The organism is Sphingomonas bacterium (genome assembly GCF_903644055.1).
GTDB lineage: Bacteria > Pseudomonadota > Alphaproteobacteria > Sphingomonadales > Sphingomonadaceae > Sphingomonas_I.
Window position 1 is genome coordinate 1 of record NZ_CAHJXD010000210.1, and the last position, 12,558, is coordinate 12,558.

10 protein-coding genes are annotated in these 12,558 nt (G+C 67.7%); all 10 read right to left on the minus strand.

Annotation, left to right across the window (positions count from 1 at the left end; all coding sequences use genetic code 11):
- On the minus strand, positions 1-1,001 hold a 1,001-nt coding region (locus HUU94_RS09260; RefSeq protein ID WP_254602101.1), incomplete at its 3' end, for an ABC transporter permease subunit.
- A gap of 348 nt (positions 1,002-1,349) precedes the next feature.
- On the minus strand, positions 1,350-2,798 hold the full coding sequence (locus HUU94_RS09265) for a hypothetical protein (protein ID WP_174274799.1): 1,449 nt from the start codon (positions 2,796-2,798) through the stop codon (positions 1,350-1,352).
- 1 nt (position 2,799) lies between these two features.
- A complete protein-coding gene (locus HUU94_RS09270) occupies positions 2,800-3,198 on the minus strand; it encodes a hypothetical protein (RefSeq protein WP_174274800.1) in 399 nt (132 codons plus the stop codon).
- 227 nt (positions 3,199-3,425) lie between these two features.
- A complete protein-coding gene (locus HUU94_RS09275; protein ID WP_174274801.1) occupies positions 3,426-4,115 on the minus strand; it encodes a response regulator in 690 nt (229 codons plus the stop codon).
- Positions 4,112-6,778 carry a sensor histidine kinase gene (locus HUU94_RS09280; protein ID WP_174274802.1) on the minus strand — a complete coding sequence of 889 codons (2,667 nt, stop codon included), beginning with the start codon at positions 6,776-6,778 and terminating at the stop codon, positions 4,112-4,114. The genes HUU94_RS09275 and HUU94_RS09280 overlap by 4 nt, the downstream gene beginning before the upstream one ends.
- Positions 6,775-7,368, minus strand: a complete 594-nt coding sequence (gene kdpC / locus HUU94_RS09285; RefSeq protein WP_174274803.1) for a potassium-transporting ATPase subunit KdpC — start codon at positions 7,366-7,368, stop codon at positions 6,775-6,777. Before kdpC ends, HUU94_RS09280 begins: the two co-directional genes overlap by 4 nt.
- Before the next feature lie 10 nt (positions 7,369-7,378).
- Positions 7,379-9,409, minus strand: a complete 2,031-nt coding sequence (gene kdpB, locus HUU94_RS09290) for a potassium-transporting ATPase subunit KdpB (protein WP_174274804.1) — start codon at positions 9,407-9,409, stop codon at positions 7,379-7,381.
- 12 nt (positions 9,410-9,421) lie between these two features.
- Complete coding sequence (kdpA, locus tag HUU94_RS09295; RefSeq protein WP_174274805.1) at positions 9,422-11,125, minus strand: potassium-transporting ATPase subunit KdpA; 1,704 nt, start codon at positions 11,123-11,125, stop codon at positions 9,422-9,424.
- 13 nt (positions 11,126-11,138) lie between these two features.
- Positions 11,139-11,228 (minus strand): K(+)-transporting ATPase subunit F, encoded by a 90-nt coding sequence (gene kdpF, locus HUU94_RS09300; protein WP_174274806.1) that lies wholly within the window; start codon positions 11,226-11,228, stop codon positions 11,139-11,141.
- A gap of 112 nt (positions 11,229-11,340) precedes the next feature.
- A complete protein-coding gene (locus HUU94_RS09305) occupies positions 11,341-12,180 on the minus strand; it encodes a transporter (protein ID WP_254602103.1) in 840 nt (279 codons plus the stop codon).
- Between the last annotated feature and the right edge of the window lie 378 nt (positions 12,181-12,558).

Genomic DNA, 12,558 nt, shown 5'->3' on the forward strand with positions numbered 1-12,558 from the left:
CCGCGCGGCCGATCGTGCGTCGCGCGCGGCCGGCCCGATCCCCGGTCGAACGCCAGCAGCAGCCGGCCGAACCCCGTGACCGGCGCGAACAGCGCGGGCAGCAGCCGGGTGCGGCGGAACAGGTCATAGGCCCAGGAGCGCGGCCGCTCGGCACTCGCGGTCTGTTCGAAGCGGAAACGGTCCGCCCAGGCGACGATCGGGCGGAAGAAGAGCTGGTCGTAGACCAAGATGACGATTCCCATCGCCAGCACCGCGAGCCCGATCGCGCCGAAATCCTTGCGCGCGATGGCCAGCGCCAGCCACGATCCGATGCCGGGCAGCGTCACCGTCGTGTTGCCGACGGTGATCGCCTCGGACGCCACGACGAAGAACCAGCCACCCGACATCGACATCATCGCGTTCCACACCAGCGACGGCGTCGCGAACGGCAGATCGAGCCGCAGGAAGCGCCGCAGCGGCGACAACGCGAATCCGCGCGTCACCTCGTCGAGGTCCGACGGAACCGAGCGCAGCGACTGGTAGAAGCTGAACGCCATGTTCCACGCCTGGCTGGTGAAGATCGCGAACACCGCCGCGCATTCGACGCCGACGATCCTCCCCGGAAACAGCCCCATGAAGAAGGTGACCGTGAAGGTCAGGAACCCCAGGATCGGCACCGACTGGAGGATATCGAGCGCGGGGACGATGATCTGTCCCGCGCGCCGGCTGCGCGCCGCGAGCGTCGCGACCACCAGCGTGAACAGCAATGAGGCGAACAGCGCCGCGAACATCCGGATCACCGTGCGCAGCGCGTAATAGGGCAGATAGACCGGATCGAGCGTCACCGGCTCGACGCGCAGCCGCGCGAGCGGCTCCGCGACGCCTTCGGCACCCCGGAAGACGAGCGCTGCCAGCCCCGCCAGCAGCGCGAAGGCGATCGCGTCCGCCCGGTTCGGCCGCGTCAGCCGCAGGATGCGCGTGAAGGCGCGGGGTCGTTCGCTCCGGATCGCCGTTTCGCTCACCGCAGTCTTCCCCCGCCGCGCAAGATGCGTCCACGCGAAAGCGGTGCGAAGGGCGGTCTCGCGCTGGCGGGCGCTATCCTCCGGGGGGCCGGAGATCAAGGGATTCGCGTTGGGTTTCGCGCTTTTCGGCGCGGCGCGTCAATCGCGGCGCCGGTTCCCTTCCCCGGAAGGTCGCGCGCGATCGCGAGGGTCGGTGGTAACCTCGCTGTCCGGCGGAATCGGCGGCCGTCGCTCTCCGCGCAGGCACAGGCGCGCGGCGACGAGCAAAGTCGCCACGAAGAGGATCAGTATCGCGGTGCTGGACATCGCGGGCCGCTCAGGATGCCAGGCATTTCGACGGCACAGGCGTCATGCCGCCGCCTTTGCCGCGCGCGCCATCGTCCGTTCCCGGTTGCGGACCCGGCGCATCGGGAGCTGGCGGCAATGCTTCTTGAAATAGACGATTTCGAGCAAGGTCGGCCAGATTTCCACCGCCGATCGGATCAGCCCGACCTCGTCGTCGACCAGCCGGCTGACGTTCTGCTGGAAGAAGTCCGGCTCGAAATCGTAGAAGGTGCGCGAGAGGTTGACGGCGAAATGGCTCAGCGCCTCCTTGCGCTCGATCGTCCGCGCCCCGGCCACCGCGGCGAGCACGCGGGCGTGCAGTTGGCGGGCCGAATCGAGCATCTCCTCGGTATCCTGGAGGCTGACCGCGCCGTCATACTCGAAGGCGATGCTGAACTCGTCGGTCTTGCGCAGGCTCTCGCGGAACTTGCGCTTCAGCAGCCCGCAGATCGCCTCGTTGAATACTTCGGACGCCAGCGGATTGCGCATATAATTGTTCTTGATGTGGGTCTGCGCGGAATCGACATGCGCGGCGACGATGTTCGGCTGCTGGATCCACAGCCGATAGATATAATCCTCGAACCGCAGCCGCGTCGGGAAGAAGGGCGGCAGCCCGGTGCGATTGTCGTAGCCCGCCACGCCGCAATCCATCCGCCAATTCTTGTTGGTGATGCACGGGCGGAAGTTCACGAGCACATAGGTCTCGTTGAGCGCCTCGGCGTCCAGCTCCTCGTGATCGTCGAGGAACATGTCGACATAATCGACCGCGTCGATGTCGTTGGTCCCGGTGCGGAAGGTCTGCGCCATCTTGATGATCGCGCCGCGGGCGATGCGCCCGTCCTCCAGGAACAGCGAATTGTCGCGCGCCAGGCCGAGCGAATTGTTCGATTCCAGATCCATCGCGTTGTCGCGGAGCAATTCGCCGTGCGCGTAATTGGCCGGCGCCTCGGCGACGCTGCGTCCCAATATGTCGCGGAAGGATTGCAGGATGTCGTAGGATTTGCGCGTATGCCCGTTGGCGCCGCGCGGGATCAGCTTGCCCCGGCTGATCTCATGCTCGACGAGCGTCTCGGGGCTGTCCTCGATCAGCGCGTAGGGCCGCATATCGTCGTCGGCGCTGACCATGAGGTCGCCGAGCGTGTACATCAGCGTGAAGTTGCGGTTGCCGCCGTAGCTGGGGCGGAAGAGGTTGCGGACGAGCACGTCGAGCTTGCGGTCGCGAAGCCGCCGGCAGATGTACGAGACGAACTGCTCCTTCTCCGCGGGGCCGACGTACCAGAGTTCGTTGCGCGTGCGCGTCGCCTCCAGCGAGGCGAAATATTTGTCGTGGTTGGCGACCGAGGAATCGTCGAACACGAAGATCGGCGCGGTCTGCCCGCTGCGTTCGAAGTTGGCGTCATAGGCTTCCACCGTCTCGCCGACGTCGCGGAGGCGGTAGGTGGGGATGACGAAATGCAACTCGGTCTCGGTCACGTCAGTGGCTTTCTCGTAAAAGGGGCGCCTGGAGTCTGTCCCGTTGAGGTTGAACTGTCGTCACCCCGGCCTTGAGCCGGGGTGACGGTTCAGCTTGAACAGGACAGCCTCTAAGCCCGCGATCCTCTTCCGAACCCGCATAGGGGCGCCGCGCCCACCGTTCGGAGGTTTCGACCCGGTCGAAGATATGCTCGCCCAGCGTCGCGAGCAGCGCGCCGGCGCTCAGGCAGATGAAGCCCAGCGCCGCCGCGGCGAATTCGAAGGCCGAAGGATCCTGGTGCGGGCGGAGCCCGGCGACATGGAACAGCCAGCGCAGCGCCAGCCAGCCGCAGGCCAGCGCGGCGACGCCCGCCCCTCTCAGGAGCCTATCCCTTACCCATCGCTTGCGAACGTCGAACATGCCGCATCCCGTGATTGCGGCCGTCCATCTATCGGCCGCGGCATAGGCTTTCGAGAGCGACGGGCGTCGATTGCCATAGTCTTTGCATAGCGTCTTGGAGGCTGTCCTGCTCAAGCTGGACGTCACCCCGGCCTTGAGCCGGGGTCCCGCTTCTTCTTCAGCGGCGGCCAAGCAGCGGGACCCCGGCTCAAGGCCGGGGTAACGACGTCAACGGCACCGATCCAGGATCATGGGTCCGCCATCAGCCGATAGCCGATGCCGAGCTCGTTGATCAGGATCCTGGGGCGCGCCGGATCGGGCTCGAGCTTCTGCCGCAGGTTGCGGACGACGATCCTGAGATATTCGATCCGCCGGTCATGTTCGAGCGGCCACACCTGCTTGAGGATGCGGGCATGCGTCACCACGCGCCCCGGCGCCATCGCGAGCTGCGCCAGCACGTCATATTCCTTGCGCGTGAGATGGACCTCGACATCGCCCTTCGAGATGGTGCGATTGGGCAGATCGATCCGCAGGTTGCCGGCACGCACCACCGGCTCGCTCCCCTGCGCGCTCACCTTGTGGCGCAGCGCCGCGCGGAGACGGGCGAGCAGCTCCTCGCCGTCGAAAGGCTTGGTCACATAATCGTCGGCGCCGAGATCGAGCGCGGCGACCTTGTCGTCGGTCGATTCGCGCGCCGACACCACCAGCAGCGGCACCTTCGCCTGGCGCAGCAGGAGCGTCACCAGCTCCAGCCCGTCGCGGTCCGGCAGGCCGAGATCGAGCAGGATCGCGTCGGGCCGCGCGCTGGCCGCGAGTTCGAGCGCCTCCCGCCCGGTCTTCGCCTCGATCACCTCGTAGGAAGCGCGGGTCAGCGTGCCGTGCAGCAGCCTGCGGATGTGCAGCTCGTCGTCGACGACCAGGATTCTCTGCCCGCTCATTCGCCGACCTCCTCGGAATGCGACACCAGCAAATTCTCCGGGAAGCGCAAGGTGAAGCAGGCGCCCTGCTTGTCGCGCCTTCCCGCCGCGACCACCGCCATCCCCATCGCCTCGGCGAAGCCCTTGACGATCGCGAGCCCGAGGCCGGTGCCGCCCGCGCTGCGGTCCGATCCTTCCAGGCGGCGGAAGGTTTCGAACACCTCGGCCTCGCGGCCGGGCGGCAGGCCCGGCCCTTCGTCAAGCACGGCGAGCGTCAGCTCGCCATAGCTGCGCTCCGCGCGGACGGTGATCGGCGTGCCGGGATCGGCATAGCGCCCGGCATTGTCGAGCAGGTTGAGCAGGCAGTGATGGAAGAGCTGCGGATCGACCGAGACCAAGGGCAGGTTCGGCAGCACGTCGAGATGGATCGCATGGCCTTCCAGCGATCGGCGCGTGTCCGCCACCGCGCCGGCGACCGCGTCGGTCAGGTCCACCGGCTCGATCCGCAGCCGCATCGCGCCCGCCTCGACGCGCGCCATGTCGAGCAGGTTGGAGACGAAGCGGTTGAGCCGCAGCGCCTCGCTCTCGATCATCACGAGGAGCGGATGCGCGATCTCGCGCCGCAGCTCGGCGGCGCCCGCGAGGACCGAGGTCAGCGGTGTCCGCAGGTCGTGGCTGACCGACGACAGCAGCGCCGCGCGCAGCCGGTCGCGCTCGCGCACCGCGTCGACATCGCGCATCTCCGCCTCCAGGCGCAGGCGCTCGAGCGCGAGCGCCGCCTGGTCGAGCAGGCTCGACAGCAGCGGGAGCTGGTCCGATCGGATCGGATCGCCGCCGTCGTCGCGCGCGACGCCGAGCACCGCCAGCGTGCGCTCGCCCGCCTTGAGCGGCTGGAACAGCCAGTCGGAGGCGGCCAGGGTGCCCGAGCCCCGGCCCGCAGGCTGGCCGGTATCCTGAACCCATTGCGCCGCGGCCAGCTCCATCGTCTCCAGCCGCGTATCGGGCGCGCTGGCGGCCTGCACCGCCAGCCCGGCCTCCTCCTTCTCGAGAATGACGACGCGCAGCTCGAACAATCGGCTGATCTCGGTGCAGATCGCGCGGCTCACCTCGATGCGGTCGCCGAGCGAGGTGAGCTGGCGCAGGAACCCCGCGAGCGCCGCGTTGGACCGCGCGCTCGACGCCGCGAGATCGGCCTGCGCGCGCACCCGCGCGGTGAGCTGGCTGGTCACGACGGCGACGCCCAGCAGGATGATGATCGACACGACGTTTTCGGGATTGTTGACGGTGAACGTGTGCGTCGGCGGCAGGAAGAAGAAGTTGTAGGCCAGGCTGGAGGCGAGCCCCGCGAACAGTCCCGTCCGGAGGCCGAACAGGCTCGCCGCCGCCATCACCGGCAGCAGGTATAGCAATGCCACGTTGCCGAGATTGAGGATGTGGAACAGTCCGCTGCCGGCGGCGGTGACCGCGGCGACCATCGCCGCCGTCCACAGATAGCCCGAGCGCGTGCCCCAGGCGCCGCGCAGCCGGATCTTCGATGGCCTCGGCCGCGCCGCCGCATCCAGCGGCATGACATGGACCGCGACCCCCGGCGTCCCCCGCACGAGGCGATCGACCACCGATCCGTGGCGCAGCTCGAACAGCCGCGACCGCGCGGACTTGCCGACGACTATCTGCGTCGCCCGCGCCTCGGCGAGATAGGTCTGCAACCCTTCGACGACCGTCGTCGCGGGGACGCTCATCACGCCCGCGCCGAGCTGAGTCGCGAGGTTGAGCACTGCGGCGATCCGGCGATGGTCCTCGGGCCCGAGCTGGCGGCTGCGCGGCGTTTCGACATGGACGGCGGTCCACGGCGCGTGCTGCGCGTCGGCGATGCGCTTGGCGGCGCGCACCAGCCCCTCGGCGCCGGGCAGTTCGCTCACCGCGACGACGATCCGCTCGCTCCCGGCCCAGGTCCCGCCGAGCGCGTTGGCGCGGAGATGCTCCAGCATCTGCGCGTCCACCGCCTGCGCGGCGCGGCGGAGCGCGAGTTCGCGCAGCGCCGAGAGGTTGGATTTCGAGAAGAAATGGTTGAGCGCGCGCGTCGCTTCCTGCGGCAGATAGACCTTGCCCTCTTTCAGCCGCTCGATCAGCTCGTCGGGCGGGATGTCGACGACCTCGATCTCCGCCATCTCGAGGACGCGGTCGGGCACGGTCTCGCGCACGCGGATATGCGTGAACGAGGCGACGACGTCATTGAGGCTTTCGATATGCTGGACGTTGACCGTCGAATAGACGTCGATCCCCGCGCCGAGCAGCTCCTCAACGTCCTGCCAGCGCTTGGGGTGCCGGCTTCCCGGTGCGTTGGTGTGCGCGAGCTCGTCGACCAGCGCGAGCTGCGGCCGCCGGTCGAGGATCGCATCGAGGTCCATCTCCAGCAGCGTCCGGCCCTGATAGGTCACTTCGCTCCGGGGAATGATCTCCTGGTTGAGCGTCAGCGCCTCGGTTTCGCGGCGCCCGTGCGTCTCGACGACGCCGACCACGACGTCGATGCCCGCCGCGCGTCGCGCCGCCCCTTCGGACAGCATCTCGAACGTCTTGCCGACGCCGGGCGCCGCCCCCAGAAAGATCTTGAGCTTGCCCCGGCCTTCCTGCGCCGCCTGACGCAGGAAGGCTTCGGGGGCGGGTCGGTCTGGGGCGGCGCTCAATGCGCCATCGCGCCGCCCGCAAGCCGGTCGAGCTGCCGGTTCAGCGCGAGGAGGTTGACGCGATCCTCCCCGATGAAGCCGAGCAGGGGATGCTGGCTATGCTGCTCCACCAGGGCGCGGACGGCATCCTGGGACAATTTGCGCGCGCCCGCCACGCGCGGAACCTGGGCCAGCGCCGCGGCGGGGGAGAGATCGGGATCGAGCCCCGATGCCGAAGCCGTCACCAGATCGGCGGGCATCGGCCCGGTCACGCCCTGCGACCGGCGAAGCTCGATGTCGCCCTTGATCCGATCGACCAAAGCCTTGGACGTCGGCCCGAGGTTCGAGCCGGACGAGGCGCCGGCGTCATAGCCCTTGCCCGCCGCCGACGGCCGCGAGTTGAAGTAGCGATCGCTCGCGAACGATTGCCCGATCAGTTCCGAGCCGGTGACGACGCCCTTGTCGACGATCAGGCTGCCCTCCGCCTGATGCGCGAAGGCGAGCTTGCCGATCCCCATCACCACCAGCGGATAGACCGCGCAGGTTAGCACCCCGAGCAGCAGGGTGAGCACCAACGCCGGCCGCAGCCCCGAGAAGAAATCCGAACCCATGATCTGCTCCTTACGCCAGTCCGATGCCGGATACAGCGATGTCTATCAGCTTTATGCCCACGAACGGCGCGACCAGCCCGCCCAGCCCGTATATGCCGAGGTTGCGCGCCAGCAGCGGCCCGGCCCCGACGGGACGGTATTTGACCCCCTTGAGCGCCAGCGGCACCAGCAGCGGGATGATCACCGCGTTGAAGATGATCGCCGAGAGGATCGCGCTCGTCGGCGTCGCGAGGCGCATGACGTTGAGGATCGCGAGCCCCGGATACAGCACGACGAACATCGCCGGCAGGATCGCGAAATATTTCGCCACGTCGTTGGCGATCGAGAAGGTCGTCAGCGCGCCGCGCGTCATCAGCAATTGCTTGCCGAGCCCCACGATCTCGATCAGCTTGGTCGGGTCGCTGTCGAGGTCGACCATGTTGCCCGCCTCGCGCGCCGCCTGCGTGCCCGTGTTCATCGCCACGCCGACATCGGCCTGCGCCAGTGCCGGCGCATCGTTGGTGCCGTCGCCGCACATCGCCACCAGCCGGCCGCCCACCTGCTCCTTGCGGATATAGGCGAGCTTGTCCTCGGGCGTCGCCTGCGCGAGGAAATCGTCGACCCCGGCCTCGGCGGCGATCGCCGCGGCGGTCAGCGGGTTGTCGCCGGTGATCATCACCGTGCGGATGCCCATCGCGCGCAGTTCGCCGAAGCGTTCGCGGATGCCGGCCTTGACGATATCCTTGAGGAAGATCGCGCCGAGCAGCCGCCCGTCCTGCGCGACCGCCAGCGGCGTGCCGCCGCCGCGTGCGATCTCGTCAGTGATGCGGCGCAATTCGGTGGCGGCGGCGGTCTCGCCGAGGCCGGGGTTGGCCTTGAGGATCGAATCTACCGCGCCCTTCTGGATCAGCGATCCGCCGACCCGCACGCCCGAAATCCGCGTCTGCGCGGTGAAGGGGATCACCTCCGCGCCATCGGGCAGGCTCGTGGTCGCGACATGAAAACGCTCGCGCGCCAGCATGACGATCGAGCGCCCCTCCGGGGTTTCGTCGGCCAGGCTGGCGAGCAGGGCGGCCTCCGCCATCTCGCCTGCGGAAACCCCGCCGACGCTGCGGAATTCGCTCGCCTGCCGGTCGCCGATCGTGATCGTTCCCGTCTTGTCGAGCAGCAGCACGTCGATGTCGCCCGCCGCCTCGACCGCGCGGCCCGATTTGGCGAGCACGTTGAAGCGCACCAGCCGGTCCATTCCCGCGATGCCGATCGCCGACAGCAAGGCGGCGATCGTCGTCGGGATCAGCGTGATGAGCAAAGCCGACAGGATCACCACCGGCACGATGCCGCCGGCATAGGTCGCGAACATCGGGATCGTGCCGACCGCGATCAGGAAGATGATCGTGAGGCCCACGAGCAGGATCGTCAGCGCGATCTCGTTGGGCGTCTTCTGCCGTTCCGCACCCTCGACCAATGCGATCATCCGGTCGAGGAAGCCCTGGCCGGGGCCGGCGGTGACGCGCACCTTGAGCCAGTCGGAAACGACGCGCGTGCCGGCGGTGACCGCCGAGCGATCGCCGCCGCCCTCGCGGATCACCGGCGCGCTCTCGCCGGTGATCGCCGCCTCGTTGACCGAAGCGACGCCCTCGATCACCTCGCCGTCGGCCGGGATCAGATCGCCATTCTCGACCAGCACGACATCGCCGACCTTCAGCGCGGTGGCGGCCACGGTCTCGGTGCCCGATCCGATGATGCGCTTGCCGGTCAGCTCGCCCTTGGTCGCGCGGAGCGACGCGGCCTGCGCCTTGCCCCGCCCCTCGGCCAGCGCCTCGGCGAAGTTGCCGAACAGCACCGTCAGCCACAGCCAGAAGACGAGCTGCGCCTTGAAGGCGATCGAGCCGCCGCCGATCCCCGCCACCAGCATGACGGTGACGAGCAGTGCTACCACCGCCGTCACGAACATCACGGGATTGCGGGCGAGCGTGCGGGGATCGAGTTTGCGGAACGAGTCGGCGATGGCCGGGCCGAGCAGCTCCGGGGTGAACACCGAACGTGTAGCGGCGCGAGCCATGATTGGCGCTCCTTAGAAGGTCTGGCCGTGGATCATCGCGATGTGATCGGCGATGGGTCCAAGTGCTAGCGACGGCAGGAAGGTCAGGCCGCCGAGGATGAGGATCACGCCGATCAGCAGCGCCACCCAGAGCGGCCCCGTCGTCGGGAACGAACCGGCCGAGGCGGGGACGATCCGCTTGGCGGCGAGGCTGCCCGCGATGGCGAGCATCGGCACGATGACGAAGAAGCGCCCCAGCCACATCGCGACGCCGAGCAGCCCGTCATAGAAAGGCGTGCTCGCGGTCAGCCCCGCGAAGGCCGAGCCGTTGTTGCCGACCGCCGAGGTGAAGGCATAGAGCATCTCCGAGAAGCCGTGCGGCCCCTGGTTGGCGAGCCCCGCCAGCCCGTCCTTCGACACCGCCGCCAACCCAGTGAAACCGAGGATGATGAGCGGCAGCACCGCGATCGCCAGCACCGCGAGCTTGACCTCGCGCCCGTCGATCTTCTTGCCGACATATTCGGGCGTGCGCCCGACCATCAGCCCCGCGACGAACACCGCGAGAATGACGAACAGCAGCATGCCGTAAAGCCCCGCTCCGACGCCGCCGAAGATGATCTCGCCGAGCTGGATGTTGAACAGCGGGATCATCCCGCCGAGCGCCGTGAAGCTGTCGTGCATCGCGTTGACCGCACCGCACGAGGCGTCGGTCGTCACCACCGCGAACAGGCTGGACGCGGCGATGCCGAAGCGCACCTCCTTGCCCTCCATGTTGCCCCCGGCGATGCCGAGCGCATGATGGATCGGGTTGCCCGCGCTCTCTGCGGCGTAGGTGATGGCGGTGCCCGCCAAAAACAGCGCCAGCATCGCGCTGAAGATCGCCCAGCCCTGCCGGGTGTTGCCGACCGCCTTGCCGAAGCACCAGGTCAGCCCCGCGCCGATCGAGAAGATCGAGAGCATCTGGAGCAGGTTGACGAGTGCGCTCGGATTTTCGAACGGATGCGCCGAATTGCCGTTGAAGATGCCGCCGCCGTTGGTGCCGACCATCTTGATCGCTTCCTGGCTCGCCACCGGCCCCAGCACGATCGTCTGCTTGGCGCCTTCCAGCGTCGTCGCGACGACCGATCCGGTGAAGGTCTGCGGCACTCCCGCCGCGAGCAGGACGACCGCGTAGACCAGGCAGGCCGGCAGCAGCAGATACAGCGTCACCCGCGTGACGTCCGCCCAAAAATTGCCGAGCCCCGACGCTTCCCGCCGCGCGAAGCCGCGGATGAACGCGAACGCCAGCGCGATACCAGTCGCCGCCGAGGTGAAGTTGTGGATCGTCAGCCCGACCATCTGGCTGAACTGCGACATCGTCGTCTCGCCGCTGTAGCTCTGCCAGTTGGTGTTGGTGGCGAAGCTGACCGCGGTGTTCCAGGCGAGATGCGGCGCGAGCCCCGCGAACCCCAGCGGATTGAGCGGCAGGTAAAATTGCAGCCGCAGGATCGCATAGGTCAGGAACAGGCCCGCCGCGTTGAACAGCAGCATGTGGATGCCGAAGCGGCTCCAGCTCTGCTCGGCGTTCGGATCGATCCCCGACAGCGCGTAGAAGCCGCGCTCGACCGGACCGAGCACGGGATGGAGCCAGGTGCGGCGCCCTTCCAGGATCGCGAACAGGCCCATGCCGAACGGCTTGGTGATCGCCACGAGCAGCGCGGTGAAGACCAGGATGAGGAGCCAGCCTTGAAAGGTCATCTATCTTCTCCGCTCAGAACCGCTCGGGGTGGATGAGCACCGCGACGAGATAGGCCAGCAGGCCGACGGCGGTCAGGCCGCCGAGCCACAGATCGATGGTCATCGGGGGGTCCTCAGGCTTTTTCGCACAGGCGGAAATAGGCGAGCGTCAGCGCAATCAGCCCGACCGTGATGGCGATCCACAATATGTCTTGCATGGGTCTTCCCTCGAAGGATCAGAAGCGCGTGGAGATGCCGACATAGGCCTGCGCGTCGGGCGTGATGCGGTTCAGGCCGAAGTTTGCGCCCACGTCGAGTTGCAGCGTGTTCGTCAGCAGATAGGTCACCGCCACGTCGGCCGAATATTGGCGCAGCGTGCCCGCCGGATCGAGGTTCTGGCTGTTCCAGAATTCGGCGTAGACCGTAACCTTCTTGCCGACGGGATGGGAGATGTTGATGAGGCTGACGAGGTTGGCGTGGCGGCCGGAACCGTCGCTGTCGGCCAGCAGGTCGATCTCCGGCCCGAACGTCAGCGTGAAACCGCCCGGCACGGGAATGTTCGCCGGCAAGGCGATCCCCCCTTCCCAGCGCTTGTTGCCGATGCCGAGCTTCGCGGTCGGCGCCTTGACGAAGGGGATCAGCGACACCTGCGTCTTGGAAGCGTCCGAAGTGAGCCGTTGCTTCAGGCGGACGTAGAGGTCGCCCACGCCGCCGAGCCTGGTCGTGACGCCGTCGGCGCGCGTGTGCACGGTTGCATAAGGCGCGATGTTGACCTCGACGTCGGTATGCGTGCCGAGCCCATATTTGAACGTGGGGTTGGTGTAGAGGATCGTATCGGTGCGCGCGCCGCTTTGCGTCAGGCGCGTCCAGTTCACCACGTCGGTCTCGATCTGCACATCGCCCGCGGGTACGCTGCACGCGGAATTGGCCTTGGTCGGACGATCGGTGCAGATCGGGGCAGGCGCAGACGCGGCGGCGGCCGGCGCGGCTCCCGTAGCTTGCGGCGCATCTTGTCCCGCATCGTTGGCGGCAGCGGCGGATGCCGCCGTCGTCGCCAGGCAAACGGCCGTTGCCACTGCGGCTATCTTGAATGTCATCGTCGTCCTCATCGTGCCGCGTGCGCGCGAATTGCGGGCGGGCAAGGACGACGCATTAGGCACGCGCCGCGTTAGTTATCGAGACCGCTGCATCCCTTTTTGCATATGTTTGGCATAGTGTTTTGATCGATCGGAATCAGGTTCGACGGTCGATCGACCGGGAGCTCAGCGTCAATTCGAGCGAGTTCGGGCATGACTCACGATCCTCCCCTGGCAGGGGAGGATCGTGTTGGAGCCGATCGACATTCAACGATTTGGACGGACATCGCCTCAACTCTTCCGTCATGCCGGGCCTGTTCCGGCATCCACCGTCCACACATCTTGTAAGCTTGGGCCCGGGAGCGCGGTGGACCCCTG

Coding starts and splice junctions, on each gene's coding strand:
- kdpB (WP_174274804.1), bottom strand. CDS start 9,409: ATGGCTCGCGCCGCTACACGTTCGGTGTTCACCCCGGAGCTGCTCGGC.
- kdpF (WP_174274806.1), bottom strand. CDS start 11,228: ATGACCATCGATCTGTGGCTCGGCGGCCTGACCGCCGTCGGCCTGCTG.
- kdpA (WP_174274805.1), bottom strand. CDS start 11,125: ATGACCTTTCAAGGCTGGCTCCTCATCCTGGTCTTCACCGCGCTGCTC.
- HUU94_RS09270 (WP_174274800.1), bottom strand. CDS start 3,198: ATGTTCGACGTTCGCAAGCGATGGGTAAGGGATAGGCTCCTGAGAGGG.
- HUU94_RS09275 (WP_174274801.1), bottom strand. CDS start 4,115: ATGAGCGGGCAGAGAATCCTGGTCGTCGACGACGAGCTGCACATCCGC.
- kdpC (WP_174274803.1), bottom strand. CDS start 7,368: ATGGGTTCGGATTTCTTCTCGGGGCTGCGGCCGGCGTTGGTGCTCACC.